The sequence below is a fragment of the Paraburkholderia sp. D1E genome, from assembly GCF_052682275.1.
In genome coordinates this window covers 6,270,464-6,290,015 of record NZ_JBQYMB010000001.1, presented here as the reverse complement: position 1 = coordinate 6,290,015, position 19,552 = coordinate 6,270,464, and the positions used below count along the sequence as shown (strand labels likewise).

General features: G+C 59.4%; 15 protein-coding genes. 10 read left to right on the top strand and 5 right to left on the bottom strand.

The window, feature by feature from the left end; genetic code table 11:
* Nucleotides 1-11: 11 nt before the first annotated feature.
* From ACUN0E_RS28395 to ACUN0E_RS28375, 5 genes are all read left to right on the top strand, one after another.
* Complete coding sequence (locus ACUN0E_RS28395; protein ID WP_445568664.1) at nt 12-2,126, top strand: 3-hydroxyacyl-CoA dehydrogenase NAD-binding domain-containing protein; 2,115 nt, start codon at nt 12-14, stop codon at nt 2,124-2,126.
* A gap of 161 nt (nt 2,127-2,287) precedes the next feature.
* Nucleotides 2,288-2,584 (top strand): hypothetical protein, encoded by a 297-nt coding sequence (locus tag ACUN0E_RS28390; protein ID WP_445568663.1) that lies wholly within the window; start codon nt 2,288-2,290, stop codon nt 2,582-2,584.
* Nucleotides 2,585-2,745: 161 nt separating this feature from the next.
* A complete protein-coding gene (locus ACUN0E_RS28385; RefSeq protein WP_445568662.1) occupies nt 2,746-3,825 on the top strand; it encodes an LLM class flavin-dependent oxidoreductase in 1,080 nt (359 codons plus the stop codon).
* A gap of 106 nt (nt 3,826-3,931) precedes the next feature.
* Nucleotides 3,932-4,375 (top strand): universal stress protein, encoded by a 444-nt coding sequence (locus ACUN0E_RS28380; RefSeq protein ID WP_445568661.1) that lies wholly within the window; start codon nt 3,932-3,934, stop codon nt 4,373-4,375.
* A gap of 21 nt (nt 4,376-4,396) precedes the next feature.
* On the top strand, nt 4,397-5,635 hold the full coding sequence (locus ACUN0E_RS28375) for a methylaspartate ammonia-lyase (protein WP_445568660.1): 1,239 nt from the start codon (nt 4,397-4,399) through the stop codon (nt 5,633-5,635).
* A gap of 132 nt (nt 5,636-5,767) precedes the next feature.
* On the opposite strand, the gene ACUN0E_RS28370 is transcribed toward ACUN0E_RS28375, so the two are convergent.
* From ACUN0E_RS28370 to ACUN0E_RS28355, 4 genes are all read right to left on the bottom strand, one after another.
* On the bottom strand, nt 5,768-7,081 hold the full coding sequence (locus ACUN0E_RS28370) for an MFS transporter (RefSeq protein ID WP_445568659.1): 1,314 nt from the start codon (nt 7,079-7,081) through the stop codon (nt 5,768-5,770).
* A 36-nt stretch (nt 7,082-7,117) separates the two neighbouring features.
* A complete protein-coding gene (locus tag ACUN0E_RS28365; RefSeq protein ID WP_445568658.1) occupies nt 7,118-8,407 on the bottom strand; it encodes an LLM class flavin-dependent oxidoreductase in 1,290 nt (429 codons plus the stop codon).
* A 278-nt stretch (nt 8,408-8,685) separates the two neighbouring features.
* Nucleotides 8,686-10,047 (bottom strand): NtaA/DmoA family FMN-dependent monooxygenase, encoded by a 1,362-nt coding sequence (locus ACUN0E_RS28360; RefSeq protein WP_445568657.1) that lies wholly within the window; start codon nt 10,045-10,047, stop codon nt 8,686-8,688.
* A complete protein-coding gene (locus tag ACUN0E_RS28355; protein WP_445568656.1) occupies nt 10,022-11,152 on the bottom strand; it encodes a porin in 1,131 nt (376 codons plus the stop codon). The genes ACUN0E_RS28360 and ACUN0E_RS28355 overlap by 26 nt, the downstream gene beginning before the upstream one ends.
* A gap of 593 nt (nt 11,153-11,745) precedes the next feature.
* On the opposite strand from ACUN0E_RS28355, the gene ACUN0E_RS28350 reads away from it, so the two are divergent.
* The 5 genes from ACUN0E_RS28350 to ACUN0E_RS28330 all read left to right on the top strand — a co-directional run bounded on the left by ACUN0E_RS28350 (nt 11,746) and on the right by ACUN0E_RS28330 (nt 17,491).
* Nucleotides 11,746-12,087, top strand: coding sequence for a carboxymuconolactone decarboxylase family protein (locus ACUN0E_RS28350; protein ID WP_445568655.1), 342 nt, complete (start codon nt 11,746-11,748; stop codon nt 12,085-12,087).
* A gap of 23 nt (nt 12,088-12,110) precedes the next feature.
* Nucleotides 12,111-13,298, top strand: a complete 1,188-nt coding sequence (gene ribB / locus ACUN0E_RS28345; RefSeq protein WP_445568654.1) for a 3,4-dihydroxy-2-butanone-4-phosphate synthase — start codon at nt 12,111-12,113, stop codon at nt 13,296-13,298.
* A 27-nt stretch (nt 13,299-13,325) separates the two neighbouring features.
* Nucleotides 13,326-13,817 (top strand): flavin reductase family protein, encoded by a 492-nt coding sequence (locus tag ACUN0E_RS28340; RefSeq protein ID WP_445568653.1) that lies wholly within the window; start codon nt 13,326-13,328, stop codon nt 13,815-13,817.
* A gap of 88 nt (nt 13,818-13,905) precedes the next feature.
* A complete protein-coding gene (locus ACUN0E_RS28335) occupies nt 13,906-15,306 on the top strand; it encodes an aldehyde dehydrogenase family protein (protein ID WP_445568652.1) in 1,401 nt (466 codons plus the stop codon).
* Between the two features lie 202 nt (nt 15,307-15,508).
* Nucleotides 15,509-17,491, top strand: a complete 1,983-nt coding sequence (locus ACUN0E_RS28330; protein ID WP_445568651.1) for a sigma-54-dependent Fis family transcriptional regulator — start codon at nt 15,509-15,511, stop codon at nt 17,489-17,491.
* A gap of 81 nt (nt 17,492-17,572) precedes the next feature.
* Here ACUN0E_RS28330 and ACUN0E_RS28325 read toward each other — a convergent pair whose 3' ends face one another.
* Entirely contained in the window at nt 17,573-19,210 is a 1,638-nt protein-coding gene (locus ACUN0E_RS28325) for a class I adenylate-forming enzyme family protein (protein WP_445568650.1), read from the bottom strand.
* Nucleotides 19,211-19,552 lie beyond the last annotated feature (342 nt).

Here is a 19,552-nt window from a genome sequence, read left to right as displayed (position 1 = left end):
AAACATCGGGCATGTATCGCACCCGTGTCTTCATTTTTTCAGCGCCAATTCTGTCTCTCAGGGAGATCCGAGTGTCCATTATTGAAAGGACTGTATCTGGTATCGCGATTCTGCAGATCGACTCTCCGCCCGTGAACGCGTTTGGCGGCGCCGTACGCGCCGCGCTCGCGCGCGGGTTAGCGGCCGCGTGTGCAGCGCCGGATATCAACGCAATCGTCTTGTGCGGAACAACCCTGTTCTCCGCCGGCGCTGACATCACCGAGTTCAGTGGCGACAAAGTGCGGTTGAAACCGATGTTGTGGGACCTGTTCACGCTGCTCGAAGCCAGTCCGAAGCCGGTGGTCGCGGCCGTCGACGGTCTCGCGTTGGGCGGCGGAACGGAATGCATTCTGGCGACGGACTATCGCATCGCGACGCCGTCCGCCAGATTCGGCCTGCCGGAGGTCAAGCTCGGCATCCTCCCCGGTGCGGGCGGGACCCAACGGCTGCCGCGCCTGATCGGCCCACAGGCCGCCATTGATCTGATGACACGAGGCCACACCATCGACGCCCAGCAGGCGCTGGCGTTGGGCATGATCGACGCGATTGCCGAGGACCTGCTCAGCGAAGCCATTGCGCGAGCAAAAGCGATCGCCGCTACGGGAAACCGCCCCACGGCCGCGTTGCGTAGGACGGACAAGGTCTCGGGCTTCGATCGCGCCTACTTTGCCGAGCAGCGCAGCAAGGCCGTCGCCAAAGCGCGCGGACTTGCTGCGCCGGCCGCGATCGTCGATTGTGTGGAGGCCGCATGCACGCTCCCTCCCAGGGAAGGTTTACGATTTGAACGCAGCCTACTTGATGCATTGCGCGCCAATCCCCAGCACATGGCCCTGACCACCCTTTTCCAGGCCGAGCGCGCCGCCGCTAAGGTTCCTCATCTGGTGGCCACGCCTGCGCCGGTGAGTCGCGTCGCGGTAATTGGCGCCGGCACGATGGGCGTCGGCATTGCGATGGCCTTCGCCAACGCCGGTGTCGACGTCGTGCTCTCCGAAGTCGACACCGCTGCTGTGCAACGCGGTCTCTCCACCATCGGACAGAACTACGAGAACGCCGTATCGCGCAAAGCAATCGACCGCGACGCGGCCGATGCCGCGCGCGCGCGCATCGAACCGGCCGTGGGACTGGAGGCGCTTGGCCCAGTCGACCTGGTCGTGGAAGCAATCCCTGAGGAGATGGCGCTTAAACAACAACTCTTCGCGACCCTTGATCGCGTGACGCCGCAGCACACGATTCTCGGCACCAACACCTCCTCGCTCGATATCGACGAGATTGCCAAGACAACATCGCGACCCGGCAAGGTGGTCGGTGTGCATTTCTTCGCGCCCGCCAACGTCATGAAGTTGCTGGAAAACGTCCGCGGCAGCCTGACCGACGATACGACCATTGCGACGGTGATGGCGCTTGGCAAACGCCTCGGCAAAGTCAGTGTTCTGGCTGGAAACTGCGACGGTTTTATCGGCAATCGCATGCTGCATTACTACAGCTGTTCGGCGGAATTCATGGTCGAGCACGGCATTGCGCCGACGCGCATCGACGCCGTAGCCGAAGCATTTGGCATGCCGATGGGGCCGCTTGCGTTGCGCGACCTGGTTGGGCTCGACGTGACCGTACTCGTGCGCAAGCAACGCATGGCGCGGCAGCCTCTGGGCACGCGCACGCCGCTAGTGGTCGAAGCCTTGCATGCGGCGGGCCGACTGGGAATGAAGAGCGGCAAAGGTTTCTACCGCTACGAAGGTCGTCGTCGCCTGCCCGATCCCGACGTCACCACGATCCTCGAAGAACATGTTCGGCGGAACGGGTTCGCTCGCCTCGCGCTGACCGACCAGCAAATTCTCGACCGCTTGCTCCTACCCCTCGTCAATGAAGGCGCCAAGGAACTGGCTGACGGGACAGCAATAAGGGAGGGCGACATCGACGTCGTCTGGTCCAGCGGCTACGGCTTTCCGAGGCACGAGGGCGGACCGATGTATTGGGGACGTCGCGTGGGCCTCGAACGTGTGAAGGCGATGGCAGATGAATTAGGCCAATGCTTCGGCGCCAATTGGATGCCGGCTTCCAACCTCGATGGCCTGCTGAAAAGCCACTGAACGCAGGCACCACCCAAACTTAAAAAATATATACCGTGTGTTTGACATATATACCGTCGGGTATTATTGTAAACCTTGAGATCAAGTGGCGCAGGTGGCCGGGTCCATTACCGCAAGCCTGCCCTTACGCCGAACCCAGTCATTCAGGAGGAGATACACAGATGCTCATCAAGGTCGAGCCTTCGGGCCATGCCCGTCTTGAAGATCAAGACAACTTCCGCGCGTTCAAGGTGCTTTGCACCGCGACTGTTCGCGAGTGCGAGAGCGCTCTTGGCAGGGTGGGTCGCCTGGACGGCGATCATCTGTGGGTCTCGCGCGCCTGGGTCGAAAGCAACGGCCCCTCCGACGAGACCTGGCGTACCGGTCTGCGCAAAATGCTCGACTATGCCGCTGCCTCCGGATGGACAGACGGAACCGGTGCGATACGAGCCCATATCGAAATCGCCGCCGCCGGTTGAGCAACCCACCCCGCGCCAATCCGGGAAGCCGATTGAGACGGCGCAACTACCCTGCAACGAGCAGGTCGACTTGCCGCCGCGGTCCAGTCGCCAGGAATTCGCGTGTGGGCGCCTCACCTCGATCACCTATCCAGCATCAGAATGTTCCTCGCGGAATCACAATGAACTCTAAAACCGATTTGACGTTCAGCTTCCAGATTGGTGCGGTGGGCCAATCCGGAATGCCCGATCGGGGCATGTATCACGAAGCGATCGAAGACGCAAAGCTGGGCCGGTCCCTCGGCTACTCGGCCGCCTGGATGGTCGAGCATCATTTCACGGACTATTTTCCGACGCCCAACCCACTGCTGTTCCTTTCGCACGTAGCCGCCGCCTGCCCCGGACTCGACCTCGGCACCTCCGTGATGGTCTTACCTTGGTATCAGCCGCTGCGTTTTGCGGAAGATGTGGCCATGCTCCAGACACTGACCAGCGGCCGGTTGCATATCGGCATGGGACGCGGCGTCGCCAAGCTCGAATACGACGCTTTCAACGTCGACATGTCGGAAGCGCGGGAGCGGTTCCATGAAGCTGTCCAGATCATCCGTCTCGCGCTCAAAGGCGAGGCGTTCTCGTATAAGGGCGATTTCTGGCGAATTGACGGCAAGGTAACGGCACGCCCGGTTCTCACGGACCGTCTGCCCAACTTCTACGGCGCTATCGGCAGTGCAGGCAGCGCCACCACCATGGCGGACCTCGGCTTGCCACTCATTGCGATCGCGCAGTTTCCCAGCCATGTGCTCAAGAGCATCGTGGACAGCTGGACGCAGCGCGCCAACGAACTAGGTCTGTCGACCAATGTTGAACGCCCCATTGTCGTCCAATGCTACATCGGCGACACCGACGAAGAGGCCCGCGAAGAGGCTCGCTCATTCCTGCCCAGCTACTTCCAGAAACAGGTCGAGCATTATCGCGGCGACATGACCCCGTGGGAGGACATTGCCGGATATGAGCAATTCGGCCGCACCTTCGCCAATCTCAAGAAGATGTCCCAGCCTGAAAATATCGGCGGCTTTCTGGATATCAACATGGTGGGCACCCCTGAAACCGTCGCCGCACGCGTGAGCGAATTTGCGGAACTGGGCTTTAATCACATCATTGTGACCAATAACACGCCTGGCGTTCCAAAGGAAACGAGACACCGGATGTTGACGCGCTTTGCAAACGAAGTCGCACCCCGATTCATTCGTCATCCGAAATAATGTGATGACGTCTTACGAGGCGCCACAACGCAGCGAACCGTCAGGCACGGGCGTTCTGCACGAAACGGATGCGTGCGCGCATTCCTCTCCCGGTTTCGGAAATCCCGTGTCCAAGGTGACTTCGATCCTGATTTACTACGACGGCTCTGTCGAGGCCAGGTGCGCGCTTCGTCGTGCCGCCGAGCTGGTTCGCTCGTGCGAAATCGAGGTCCACGTGCTCGCGGTCGCGGAGACGCTATCCGCGATTTCGGCAAGTGCCGGCTTGCTCACTGATGTCGCTTATGGCGAGATCATCGGCAGAGCCTGGCATACGCTGGACGAAGCGCTCGCCGACCTTGGCGCCCATGGCACCGATGCACGGGGCTACGTCTCTCATGGCAGGGTCGTCGATTGCATCGCCCGCCAGGCCGCGTTGGTCGATGCCGACATGATCGTGATCGGCTATCGCCACCGGCGCAGCCTGCAGCGTTGGTGGCGGCCCGATCCCACGCTTGAAGAACTTGCACGGCATGCGCATGGACGGGTGCTCGTGGCCGTGCCGATCGGCTGAATCATCGAAGCGGAGTCAACCATGCCGAAAATTACCGACGTGCGCTTTGTCCCTAGTCGCGGCGGCTACTTCAATATCGATCTGGCGGCGCAACTCGCGTCCCCAACCCGCAACGGTTTCCTATACGAGGGAGAGCCCGTCACGCCGGGCTTCGAACGGATCGTCCAGCCAGGCGAAGCGATCTCCGTCCTGTTACTGCTCAATGACGGCCAGGTGGCCGTCGGCGAAGGCGTAAGTGTGATTCTGGCTGGCGTGGCAGGCCGCGACGCCGTGTTCCGGCCGGCCGCCGCCATGGACCTGCTCGACCGCCAACTTCGCCCGCGCCTCGTAGGCAGAGAGTTGCGCAGCGCCAGCCAGCTCGCGCAGGAAATCGATGCGATCGTGGTGAACGGCAAGCCGATCCATAACGCCATCCGATATGGCACGACCCAGGCAATCTTTCATGCTGTGGCGCTGAGCCGCCATCGCATGCCGGCGGAAGTCATTGCCGATGAATATGTGACGAGCATCGCGACAGTGCCCATAAGAATTCTGGCGGCGTCCGAGCAATCGGATTCGACATTGATCGACCGAGCGATCCTGAAGCGGGCGGATCTTTTGCCGCACGGTGCTTTCTCCTCCGTCGAAAACGATCTCGGCCACGATGGGGGTAAACTGCTCGACTATGCCGCGAAGCTGACCGCTCGCATTCGGCAGATTGGTGGAAGCGAATACTTCCCTTCCATCCATTTCGACATGTATGGCTCTGTTGAAAAGCTGTTCGGCCACGCGGCGGCGATGGCGGAGTTTCTGGATCGGTTGGCCGACGCTGTCGCCCCGTTCCCCTTGCTGATCGAGTCGCCAATTATCAAAGAGACTCAGCAAGACCAGTTCGACTGTTATCGCAAGCTCCGGGACGCACTGGCGTGCCGCTCCAGTACCGTTAAGATCGTGATCGATGAGTGGTGCAATACGCTGAGCGATATCCGCGAATGCAGCCGCCTCGGCGTGGCGGATTTCGTGCAGATCAAATGCCCGGACATGGGCGGAATCAACAATATAATCGAAGCCATTCTGCTGTGCCGCGCGTTCGGCATGGGATCCTGCCTCGGCGGCTCGGCCAACGAAACGGATATCTCCGCGCGAATGACCGCACAGATCGCCCTGGCCTGTCAGCCTGACTTCCTGATGTCGAAGCCGGGTCTGGGATTCGATGAGGGGCACATGATTCTGACCAACGAGATGCTCAGAACGCTCGCGGTACTCGAAACCAGAAAGTAACACCTTCCAGCGGGCGATTGTCGAAGTCATTCTTCTATCACCTCTTCTGCCTCTTTCAGCTTTTCCCTCTCCACAAAAGCAAATCCGAGTGCCTTCATAACGAAGACACCCGGACCGGAAAATCAAAGCCGCTTAGACGTGCGCTTTGCTGCCGTAACGTGCTGCGTCGCGATCGCCATTACGTGCCGCCATGTAGTAGCAGAACGAAGCCAGCAGCCCCGATATCGCAACAGACGGCACCAGCGCATAACGCAGCGATTCGGTGCCCCAGTAAGAAACCAGGTAATCGCTGAGGATCCCGATCGCTAGCGAGCCGACGCCCCATGCCAGGTTCATCAGAAAGAATGCGATCGCGGTTGCCTTCGCGTGTCCGTCTTCAGGCGTCACGTCCTGAATGAACGCGAGCAATGAGCCGTAATTCGAAATGCTCAGCAGGATAACAATACCGAGACTGACCTCCGAGACATTCTTCTTCAGCGACAGCAGCGCAATCACATAGCCGACGGTAATGAGGAAGGCGACCGAGCAACCGAACAATTGCGGCCGGCCCGCCGATTTTTTGCGCAAGCGGGTCGAAATAGCGCCGCCGATCAAAATTCCCGTGAGGCCGAGAATGATGTAATTGAGCCCGAGGAACCACGAAATCTCTGCCTGGCTCATATGCATCGAACGCGTGAGGAACAATGGCAGCCACTGGACACTGGACTCGGTCAGCACCGTATGAAGCATGGCCGCCCCGATAATCCAACGAAAGCTCGGAATCTTGAAAAGTGCCGGAAAATCCATGAAATCCCTGAAACTCATGGCTTCCGGCGAGCTGCGTCCGCTGTCGCGCATGAACAGCAGGACAGTCAGGCCCACCACCAGTCCCATCGCGCCGGCCGTGTAAAAGCCGACCCGCCAGCCGTGGGATGCGCTGACGTTGCCAATGAAAATGTACGCAGCCAGCATGCCGAACACTGCACCAGCCGTATAGACCGAATTGGCAACCTGACGTTTCGGTCCCTGGAAGTTGTCGGCGATGAGAGAAAGCGACGGCGGTGTCGGGCCAGCCTCCCCCAGCCCGATACCCAGACGCGTGAAGAATATGGACCAGAAGCTGGTCGCGACACCGCACATCGCCGTCATTACCGCAAACAGCAGCGTCGAATAACCGATCAATTTCGCGCGATTGATACGGTCCGCGGCAACCGCCACGATAACGCTCGCAATACCGTAGATGATCGGAAAGGCAAGTCCGGTCAACTGCCCGATCTGCGTGTCAGTCAGCTTGATGTCCTTGTTCATCGCTGGCAGAAGCAGCGAGAAAATTTGCCGGTCCATGTAACTGACCAGATACACCAATGAAACGAGAATCAGGACCAACGTCGGCGCCGAGCGAACGCCCGACGACCCGCTGGCCGGCCCTGCTACGTTATCAACTGTGACTTCAGATTGTCCTTGCATGGCTATATGCCTCCAGAGATCGAATTCGCTGCTGTGTTATTCGGCTAGTGACGCGCGCAGCGTCGTACCGGGATATTCTTTGCGGAACAGCCCGCGCTGCTGAAGGATGGGCACCACTGAACGGGTGAAATCCTCGAAAGAACCCGGCGCGCACACCGGCGTGAGAATGAACCCGTCACATCCACGCTTTTCAAACAGGTCCTGCATCTGGTCGGCGACTTGCTCAGGTGTCCCGACGAGCTGCGGGCAGAGCTCGCTGGTCGCATAAAGGCGGCAGGCTTGCCCAAGCGTGAGACCTTGCGCCTTCGAAGCGCTCAGCATGATGTCGAATGCGCCACGCGAGCCGGTCTCCATGTTGATATCCTCGAGCGGCTGGTCCATTGCAAAGCCCGTGAGGTCTACGCCGAGGTGCATCGAAGCTAGTCCCACCGCCAATTCCTCGTCGACGAGGCTATTGATATAGGCCTGTTTCTCGCGCGCAATGTTCTCTGTTTCGCCAATGATCGGATCCACCGACGTCAGGATCGCGCAATCGCTTTCACGGCGGCCATATTGGGGCAGTCGGCCTTTGATATCGGAATAGAAAGCCTGCATGTCGGGCAACGAATTCTGCAACGTAAAGATGATCTCTGCCCAGCGCGCGGCGCACTGCCGCCCACGCTCGGACGAACCCGCCTGCATGATGACCGGGCGTCCCTGCGGACTAGGCGGCACCGTCAGCGGCCCCTTGGTCCGGATGTATTTGCCGTTGTACTCGAACGACTTGAGCTTCGATGCGTCCATGAACTCGCCCGTCTTCTTGTTCAGGACGAAGGCCTCCGGATCGATGCTGTCCCAGAGCTTGAAGCACGCTTCGAGCATCTCGTCAGCCCGGTCGTAACGCGCGTTGCGCGACAACAGATCGAGGCCGTAACGGCTCGCTTCTTCTTGCGACGTGGATGTCACCACGTTCCAGGCGATCCGTCCGCCGCTCAGCAGATCGAGCGTGCCGAGCGAGCGTGCAATGCCATAGGCCTCGAAGAAGCTGCTCGACACCGTGATTCCGATGCCCAGATGTTTCGTGGCTTGCGCGAGCAGCATGGCGACCGGCATCGGGTCGAGAAAGGAGATCTGTCCACCCTTTCTGACCGTAACGTCATTATAGAAAATCTGGGAGTCGCCACAAAAGACGGCATCGAACTTGGCGTCCTCGAACGTCTTGCCGAGTCGAGCCCACCATTCAGGGTCCAGGAAACGGTTCTCAGTCAACGGATGACGCCACATGGCGTGATGATGTGTAGTCGGTCCCGTTGAGAGAATCGCAATGAGGTGCATCTGACGTGACATGAAATCCCTCTCTTTTAAAACAATTTGATGAAGTCAAAGCCTGGTGCCGCCCCCAGGACCAGCGAATGTGTCTCCGCTGTTGCGTCGAACGCGCAATGAAAAGATTTCGGCTCGCGACACGTCTCACTCATTGATACCGAGTAGATCATGACGTTTTATACGTGTCAATTATTTATACTTATTGAATTAATTTAGTACTTGTTGGTATCTGCATAGCGTAATTTACACCGTTACGCCGAGTCTCGACTCGGCCAAGTTAGTGCGGCTATCGGGTCGGCCTAGCGCGCGCCCTGTTTCAGATGGTCACGCAAGGTGCTGCCCACGTAGTCGGTCCGGAAAATGCCGCGCTCCTGCAAAATCGGCACGACGGATCGGGCGAACTCTTCGAGCGACGCTGGCAGGACATGAGGCGAGAGAATGAATCCGTCGCCGCCCCACTCTTCGAACATCTCCTGCATCTTGTCCGCGACCTGCAGCGGCGTTCCCACCAGTTCGGGGCACAGTGAGTTCAATGCATAGCGCCGCGCGGCCTCGATAATGCTGAGGTTCTCGCCCGCCATGGCGCTCATCATGACGTCGAGCGCGCCAGTCGATCCAGCGCCGAGGTCGAGATCCGATAACTTCTGATCAGGCGCGACGTTGGTCAAATCGACGCCGACTGACATGGACGTTCGCGCCAACGCGACGTCATCGTCAACGAGGGAATACAGATACTGTTGCTTCTCCTTCGCGATGCTTTCCGTTTCGCCCACCACGACTTGAATGGAGGGCAAAATCGCACAATCCTCCGGCGCGCGTCCGAACTGGGCCAGACGCCTGTTCATGTCCGCGCGAAAGGCACGCATGGATGACTGAGTGCGCTGGAAAGTAAACAGGATCTCGGCCCAACGCGCCGCGAACTGCCGCCCGCGCTCGGAGGATCCTGCCTGCATGATCAGCGGCCGTTCCTGCGGGCTCGGCGGAACCGTAAGCGGCCCCTGCGTCTTCACGTACTTCCCTGTGTATTCGAACGACTTGAGCCGCGTGGGATCGATGAATTCGCCGCGCTTGCGGTCCGCCAGGTACGCATCAGGCGGGAAACTGCCCCATAGCTGCATGCAGGCGTCCACCATTTCGTCGGCCCGGTCATAGCGTTCGTCCTTGGGCAGCAGCCGAGGCTTGCCAAAACGCTGCGCTTCCTGATCGGAAACGGACGTCACGACATTCCAAGCCATGCGTCCCTTGCTCAGTACATCGAGCGTACCGAGTGCCCGCGCGACCCCATAGGGCTCGAAGAAGCTCGCCGAAATAGTGATGCCGATACCCAGGCGCTGGGTTGCCTTCGCAATCGACGCCGCCAGCGGCACCGGATCGAGCAGATAGACGTCGCCGCCCTTGCGGGCCATCTCATCGTTGTAGAAGGTCTGGGCATCCGCGAAGAAGATGGCGTCGAACTTTGCCGCCTCAAGCGTTTGCGCGATCGTCGCCCACCAGTCTGCGTCGAGGTACGCATTCTGAGATTCAGGATGACGCCAGGATCCGACCAGCGGCCCTGAGTGCGTGACAGAAATCAAATGCATCTGGCGTTTCATAGCGGCACCTTTGCCCATAAATTCACGAACACGACGAGTACCTTCAGAATCGGTGGTCAATCCCGACAAAAGCGAGCGTTTGCCACGAGGTCCCCGCGGCCGCCCACGAGTCCCCAATGACTGCTTGAGCCGCGCCCGCGCCGTTTTGTCCGGCCGCATGTCCGTATGCGACGGACCCATATAGTTGGGTGGTCTTGCTCAGGCTGTAGCCGAGACTGGCAACGGCCGTTTTGTAGGTTGCGGATGAATCGCCGCGGGTGCGCATGTAGTCGACCGCAAACTCACTCGACCACGCGGGCGTCATCATCCAGTATGCGTACAGCGACGCGTTGTTATATCTTTCGGACTTTTTGAATACCGAATAGCCGTCAGCGACATATTCGGAAAAGCTGTAGTAGCCACCGAGCGTCACGCTGCCGATCGTGTAGGACGCCGCCGCACGCGCAACGTCATAGGAACTGGCGGTCATGTAGGCGGCATTCACGGCTGAAAAGAATATATTGCCGTTATTACCTGTCCCACGCACCGAACCTACCGGATTGCCGTTGTCGATGTGGATGTACCCAGCCGCCGCCTTGAGCGTGGAGGACGTATAGCTGGCCGCCAGCGAATACGTCTGATCCGAACCGACGGAACCGGCAACGTTCCCGAATGAGTATTGAGCGGCGAGTTGCAGCCCGGACCAGACTGGACTCATCCACGTGGCAGCGTTATTCAGCCTTATCCCGCCATCGGCCATATCGACGTCGCCAGGGGCCGCGCAAAAACCGTAATACCAGTTGCACTGCACCGGCGTAATAACCGTATACATGATGTTCAGCTGCCGCCCGAACGTGAAATCGCCGTAATGCGGATTGCTGACGCCGACATATGCCGCTCTGTTGAATATCTGGTTGCTGCTGGCGAACGCACCATTATTCAGATTGAAGCCGCTTTCAAGCGTAAAAATCACCTTGGTTCCATGGCCGATGTCCTCGCTGCCGGTCACCCCCCAGCGAGAAAGTAACCAGTTGCCCTGCTGCATTGAAATCTGGCTCCGCTGACCGGCGGTGTTATGAACATACTGGATCGATTCGTCGAGCACCCCATAGAGCGTTACCGAGCTTTGCGCATGCACGAGTTGGCATGCCACGATCATTGCTAGCGAAACTAACGCGTTGCGTACGGCTTTCATCCCATCCCTCCGGATATTCAGTTAACTTAGTACTATTGATGAACTGTTTGAAAATAATGGCTATGAAAGCCGCTGAATGGGCCGATTGTCTGGCGGCCGCCCCCGTCCATGCTCACCGTCATCACTGCTTATACGCCCGACTGCACGCTTATTACTGCCGAACGCAAAAGCACGCGGCATCTCTCAAGCCCAAACACATCCCGCAATCAAGACGCCACACTGCGGCGACGCCTTTTTTCGGAAAGGCTATTCCCGGTGTTCGGCCGGAATCTCGCAACGCCAGCGTCCTTCGCTGCACCGCGATCAGGGATCGCATAAATAGAAAAGTATTCTTATCTACTTAATGGTAGAAATTAGTACCATGATTATCCTCGCATGGAAAAAATCGACTGTCAATAACATCGAGTGCCGCGTTCCACCGGGTGCCATCACAAGGCCGAACGCCTGTCGACGTGACACGATCCTCCAGATCGACGGCACGAATAAATACTCGTTAGTACCTATGTTGACTCATAAGTATTTTCTGTGAATAATCGGGACACTGAACCCGCAGGGCGCCGCAGCCTGCGCGGCGCAAAACCAAGGAGAAAGAGATGAGCACCCAGAAATCGACTTCCGCCGCCCAGCAAATGTATGGAGATATCGCACCCAAGCTGGCCGACATGACCGATGACCTGCTGTTCGGCGACATTTGGGCGCGACCTGGCTTGTCCCATCGCGACCGCAGTCTGATTACCGTCACCGCGCTGACCGCGCAGTACCGCATCGAACAGTTGCCCTTCCATGTCGGCAAGGCGCTCGACAATGGCGTCACCAGTGACGAACTGGTCGAACTGATCACCCACGTCACTCTCTACTCCGGGTGGCCCGCAGGTGTCAGCGCAATCATGATCGCCAAGAGGGTTTTTCAGGAACGCGGCCTTCTGGCCGGCTAACGCGCTGCGATGAGGAGGCAGATATGACCATGACTCTGGCGCACAGCCAAACACCCTTTCGCATCTCGCCAATCGAGGAAATCATCGAGGAAGCGCGCGCGGGGCGCATGTTCATCCTTGTGGATGACGAGGAAAGGGAGAACGAAGGCGATCTGGTGATTCCCGCCCAGATGGCCTCCTCTGCAGCCATCAACTTCATGGCCATGCATGGGCGGGGTCTCATTTGCCTCGCCCTCTCGAAGGAACGCGTCGATCAGCTCGGCCTACCGCTCATGAGCCGCCGCAACGGAACCTTGCATCAGACCGCCTTCACCGTCTCCATCGAGGCCCGTGAGGGTGTTACCACCGGCATTTCCGCCGCCGACCGCGCCCGCACCGTCGCCATCGCCACCGATCCCGCCTGCGGTCCCGCTCACCTCGTCTCGCCCGGCCACGTCTTCCCGCTCGTCGCCCGCGATGGCGGTGTCCTCGTGCGCGCTGGCCATACCGAGGCCGCCGTCGACGTCTCGCGCCTCGCCGGCCTGAACGCCGCCGGCGTGATCTGCGAGATCATGAACGACGACGGCACCATGGCCCGCCTGCCCCAGCTCATGGGCTTTGCCCAGACCCACGGCCTGAAGATTGCGACCATCAAGGACCTGATCGCCTACCGCCGCCGCACCGAGAAGCTCGTCCAGTGCGTGACCAGCGACAGCATCGTCAGTCGCTTCGGCGGCGCATTCCGGCTCAAGGTCTATTCCAGCCGCATCGACGGCAGCGAGTCGATCGCGCTCGTGCGTGGCGACGTGACTGGTTCCGCGCCGGTGCTGGTGCGCATGCATCCCTATCTGCCCAGCGTCGATGTGCTCGGCGAGGAGTGCCCGCGCGCCGGCCAGCTCGAGCAGGCTATGCGCATCATCGCTGAAGCCGGTCGCGGCGTGCTCGTGCTGCTCAAGGAGTGGCGCGACCTCGCTGACCACTACGGCGACGCGCCAGCCCGCGCCGGTGCGGAACAGGCGTTGCGCGATTACGGCATCGGCGCCCAGGTTCTCAATGACCTGGGAGTCCAGAACATGATCCTGCTGACCAACTCCCATCCCGTGCCCAACGCGCTCGAGGGCTATGGGCTGAACATCGTCGACTTCCAGCCTATCCCGACACAAGAGGCGAAACCCGATGCCATGCCGAGCCTCGCACGGGTCAAGCACATGCCCCACCCCATGAACGCCTGAGCCCTTCATTCATTACGGAGTCCAATCATGAACCCTCTTGCCGATGACTACCGGCAGGCCATGCGCCGCCTCGCCACTACCGTCGCCATCGTCACCGCCGGCCATGGCGAGCAGTGCACCGGCATGGCCGCCACCGCCGTCATGTCCGTCACCGCCGACCCACCAACCCTAGTGGTCGCCGTCAACCGCAACGCCAGCATCGCGCCCATTCTCGCGCGCGAGCAGGACTTCTGCGTGAACCTCCTGTCGGCGCGGCATCAGGATCTGGTCGGCATTTTCAGCGGCCTCAAGAAGGGACGCGAGCGCTTCGAAACCGGCCAGTGGCGCCTCCACGAAGACCGCCCGCCCGTGCTCACTGATGCCATCGCCAGCCTGCTGTGCCGCAAATCAGGCTCCTTCGAAGTTTCCACCCACACGCTGTGCACCGGCGAGGTACTCGAAATAGTCAACCATCCAGAGATCGATCCTCTCGTCTGGATGGATGGCGGCTTCGCCGCCGCTTCTCGCTTGAGCGCTTGAGTCCAACCTTCACGTTCCAGAGGAATCTTCCATGCCGACCTCACACGCCATCGCCGAATCCGTCACGCTCGACTTCACCCAGCCCTACGTGCTGTCCATCGACGGTCAAGCCGTCACGGCATCGGCCACTTTCGATGTCCTCAATCCAGCCAGCAATACGGTTCTCGCCAAGGCGCCCGCCGCGTCGCCTGAACAGATAGAGGCGGCGATTCAGGGCGCAAGGAATGCATTCCCCGCGTGGGCCGCGCTGGGATGGGATGAACGCGAGAGCTACCTGAATTGCTATGCTGACGCGCTGGACGCCAACAAGGACGAGCTCATCACACTGCTCACGCTTGAACAGGGCAAGCCGCGCCACACGATGGCCACCACCGAGGTCGAAGGCGCCATTTACTGGATCCGCGAAGTCGCCAAACGGCGCATTCCGGTCGAGGTGCTCGAAGACAACGAACAGCAGGTTGTCCAGGTCCAGCACACGCCGCTCGGAGTCGTGGGTGCAATCACGCCGTGGAACGTGCCGGTGCTGCTGGGTCTCTGGAAGGTTGCCTTCGCATTGGTTACCGGCAACACTGTGGTGCTCAAACCCTCGCCCTATACGCCGCTCACCTCGCTTCGTTTTGGCGAGATCGCGCTGAAGGTTCTGCCGAGCGGCGTGCTTAATGTGTTGTCCGGGGGCAACGAACTCGGCCAGATCATGACCGAACACCCGCACATCGCGAAGATCAGCTTTACCGGCTCCACCGCCACCGGCCAAAGGGTGATGGCGAGTAGCGCGGGCAATCTCAAACGTCTCACGCTCGAGCTGGGCGGTAACGACGCGGCCATCGTGCTGCCCGATGCCGACTACAAGTCGATCATCCCCACGCTTTTCTGGGCCGCCTTCGACAACTCGGCTCAGCTCTGTATCGCGATCAAGCGCCTGTACGTCCACACCAGCATTCATGCCGAATTCGTGAGCGAGTTTGTGGCCTACGCGAAGACCAAGTCTGTGGGTGACGGCATGGATCCCGCTACCGATCTCGGCCCCATCCAGAACCGCATGCAGTACGAAAAGCTCGCCGACCTGTTCGAGGATGTGAAGAACAATGACTACCGCGTCGCGCTCGGCGGCACAATCGACCGCAGCCTCGCGGGCAACTTCGTGCCCGTGACAATCATCGACAACCCGCCGGAATCGAGTCGCGTCGTGCAGGAAGAGCCCTTCGGCCCGATCCTGCCGATCCTGGCCTATGACGACGTCGAGGACGTGATCCGCCGCGCGAACAACAGCCCCTTCGGGCTGGGCGGCTCCGTCTGGGGCAAGAACCGTGACGCTGCCATCGCCGTGGCGAACCGGCTCGAGACGGGGACGGTGTGGGTCAATCAGATTCACGTTTATGGCGTCGACATTCCATTCGGCGGCCACAAGCAGTCGGGGCTGGGTGTCGAAAATGGGCATGAGGGGCTCTGCGAGTTCACCAACACGCGCACGCTTCTCATCAAAAAGTAAATACGGGGGTTGCATGCTTTCATTCGCCTGAAGGCATGCCCCTCCATCCCGCTTCATCTTGACTGTAAGAAAATGGTGAATAAAAATCGGGCGATGCATGCGGCATCAAATGCTCGTTGTCACCTGAGTCCTTCGAAGGCGCCCGTCGTGTGCGACCTGCGCAGGATCCCTTACATGCAGAACGCGGTTTGGTCGGGCCTGAATGATGCGAAACGAAAGTCCCCTGTCATCCGAATCATCTCAAGACGCGCGCCGCGTACGCCGTGCGCGCGACCGTGTGCACGCCGGCGAAGATGCAGATCTTTCTTCTGTTCGCCCACTGATTCTTGAATCCTGGCGCCGCTCCCGCACTGCGGGCGTTGACCCAAGTTGGGGAGTGAAGGGGCGGCTGACCGACGAATCAAAAAGCGGCGTGACTGCGGCAAGTTTTGTTTCTGCCCAGGAGGACCGCCGCCTTGTCGACGCATCCACGCCGATCCTCCAGTTACTTTCAAAGGCCCTGAGCGATCGTGCGTCTGTTTTAATGTTGACAGACCGTTTTCAAAGAACGGCGTGGTTGTCGACTGGCAATGCTGTCAGGAATGAGGCGGAATTCGTCAACGATATTGCGGGTGGCCAGTGGCTGGAACAGCTTGTTGGAACAGGCTCCGTGGCGCTTTGCCATGCCCTCTGCGAACCGGTCCAGGTTCATTGGTATGAGCATTACACGCAGGGGCTAGACCAGTGGACGGGCAGTTCATCCCCGATACTGGATCGCGTGACGGGAGAAGTCAGAGGCGCGGTCAGCGTGTACGGCTTTGGCTGCATTGCTCATCCAAAGGCCTTTGAGTTGACTAGCAATGCTGGCGCCATTATTGAGAGCGAGCTCATCCTTGACGAGCAGCGGTGCCGCATTCAGTTGCTGGAACTGTATGAAGCTCATATTTCGCGTTTTCCAAACGATCCTGTGGTGTGCGTGACACGACAAGGCGTCATTGTCGGGATATCGGCGGCTGCATGCAGCGCACTCCGACTCAAAGGTACGGATGTCCGTGGCAAGTTGCTGTCCTCCTTGCCCGGCATCCGACTCCAGGGCACGGCATCAGAACTCATCTCTGTGAAGCATCCGCAGACCGTGGATCTGCAATGTGGCGACGACCGCCTGGCTGCTGAGATAAAGCCACTCCACAAGCAGTCGGATATCTTAGGCTTCCTCCTCACACTGAAATCGCCGGGCGTCCAACCCGTGGCGCGACGACGGCAAGTCGCGTTATGGCAAGCCAATCATCGGTTTGACGGATTGATTGGACAGAGCGATTCGCTCCTCAGGAGTATTACAAGCGCGAAGCAGATCGCGCAACGCGATGACGCGGTGTTGATCGTCGGCGAGACCGGCACTGGCAAAGAGCTTTTCGCACATGCCGTTCATGCGGAAAGTTCACGGTGTTTGGGGCCTTTCGTGTCGATCAACTGCGGCGGCATGGACGGGGAATTACTCAGGGCGGAATTGTTCGGCTATGAAGAAGGAGCGTTCACAGGCGCAGCGCGAGGAGGACGCCAAGGAAAGCTCGAACTTGCCAATCACGGCACCTTGTTTCTAGACGAACTAGAAGTCATGTCAACCGCGATGCAGGTCAGTCTCCTTCGCTTTCTCGAGGAACAAACCGTGGTGCGCATCGGCGCGGATAAGCCACGCCCCGTAGACGTGCGTGTCGTGGGAGCCACGAATCTGGATTTACGTCATCTGGTCAAGACCGGACAATTCCGCGCGGATCTCTATCACCGCCTCAACGTGTGTACCGTGCGTATTCCTCCCCTTCGCGAGCGAGTGGAGGATATCGCTCTGCTCGCAGAGAAAATATTGAAGCAGGAGCAGAAAACACTCGACGGTGACGCCCTTCAACTGCTTGAAAGTTACGACTGGCCCGGCAATATTCGGGAACTACGCAACGTGCTTGTCCACGCTGCTCTGAGTAGCAAAGGCGAACGGATCGCAAGAACAGATATTGAACTTGCCGACGAGCAAGTGGTGCCTTCTCATGATCCCGACTTGCTGAACGATGCTGAGCTTCGCGTGATCTTGAGCGTCCTGAATCGTCACGATGGCAAGATCGAGGCGGCTGCTGCCGAACTCAACATTCATCGCGTCACGTTGTATCGTAAGCTCAAACGTCATGGGCTGAAATGGAGTCGTGGGTACAGTTGAATTTTCCGGAAAGCGCCCACCATGCCAGGCAGACAGGTCGCGCCATCTATACGACGCGACCTTAACAACAATTTAGGCATGCTATTTATCTTTTAGACGCTCGATCGCGTCGGCGACGAGCGCATGCCGTTGGACCTTGCGCGCGCCAGTCATCGGAAAGGCATCGACAAACGCAACATGCCGCGGCACCTTGTAGTCGGCAAGATGCCGTTTGGCAAAGCTGACGATTTGTTCCCGCGTCACGCCAGTCGCACCGTCGCGTTCGACGAATGCATAGCCTACTTCGCCGAGGCGAACATCGGGCACACCGACCACCGCCACTTGCCGCACGCCCGGCATGAAATGAAGGCAGCGCTCAACCTCGGCCGGATAGACGTTGTTGCCGCCGACGATGAACATGTCTTTCAAACGCCCAGTGATCCTGAGATAGCCTTGCGGATCCAGTTGCCCCAGGTCGCCCGTCCTGAACCAGCCGTCCTCGGTCATCACCTCGGCGGTTTCTTCGGGATCCTCGAGGTATCCGTTCATCACGATCTCGCCTCGCACCCAGATTTCGCCAGTCTCGCCCGTGAGGCGCAGCGCTCGCGTTTTTGGATCGACCACCTGAACCTCGTAGTCGCCAATGGGCATACCCTTACCTTCGCACGCGACTTCGACGGGATCGTCATAGCGGGTCAACGTCGTGCAGCCGCTTGTTTCGGTCATTCCATATGCGGCTAGCAAGGCCTCGAGTCTGAGTACCCGCATCGCGCGCAGAGCCACCTCCGTGGAGACGTTCGCGCCTCCTATCCAGGCAGCCTTCAGGCACGACGTGTCGAGCCGCTCCCGCTCGACGATTTCCGCGAGGTCGATGAAGTGCGTCGGAATTCCGCCAAAGAAGCGGATTCGCCGCTCGGCGATCAGGCGTGCGGCCGCCTGCGGTTGCCACTGATTCATCGTCACCAGCGCGCAGCCCGTCAGCAATGCAGGAAAGAGCGCGGTCACGAGGCCGGCCACGTGGAAGAACGGCATATGCCCAAGAATCACGTCACCCGGCGCCATACGCATGCCACGAGCAAAATTGGATGCGTTTCGCAGGAAAACGTGGCTGTGCACCGCGCCTTTCGGTTTTCCCGTCGTGCCCGATGTGAACACGGTGATTGCCGGATCGTCCGGTAGCACGGCCGCTTGCGCTCGAGCGAGGGCGTCGTGGCTCACTTGTGCCGAGTTGACCGAGCGCATGAGTCCAAAGTCGGACGCCGCGCCGTCGAGCACGATCACTTGCTCGAGATGCGAGAGCGCGGTTGAGAGACCGGTACCGGCGCCGGCGTCGAAAAGCGATGGACTCGCCCCCGCGAGCGACGCCCGATAGTCGATGTTCCAGTAACTATCGACCATGACTAACGCTTTGGCCCGGGACTTCGCCAGCACATATGCAACTTCTTCGGCCTTACCGCGCGTGTTGACGGTGATGACCATGATGCCAAGCCGCGCGCAACCAAGCATGAGCAAGACCCACTCAGGAGAATTGGGCAACAACAGCGCCAGTCTGTCGCCGCGTTGCAGGCCCCGCTCCAGCAACGCGCGGCAAATCCCGTCAACCTGGTCGGACGTTTCCTGAAACGTGAGGTCGCGCGTCCCGTCGCTAAGGAATACGTGATTCGGATAGCGGTCAGTCGCGTCTGCGAGTGCCGCGCCGACGGTGGTGATCATCCTTGCATCATTTCTCGGAGCATTCATGTTCAATTTGTCCTTCATTTCTTAACGATGAGCTAACAGGTTGATAAGCTGGTGATATTGCTCAGTGCCCAAGTGTTCTCGGTCCCTATTCGCCTCCCGCAAACATGACGATTTTCATTTCGGGATCTCGTCCCATTCTGTTTTTTCCATGCAGATGCTCAGACAGGCTCATATAGCGACAAGCGTGCCAAAGCGTAAAACCGCAAGCTCAGGCAGTTGCAACCCATTGACCGCTGCGTTTGTGCAACGGCGTTGCATCGCGATATGCAACCTCGTTGCGCGTTCGGAGAGCAATTGGAGGATTGAACAAAATTCTGGGACGAATGAGCGCGTGGGAATGCG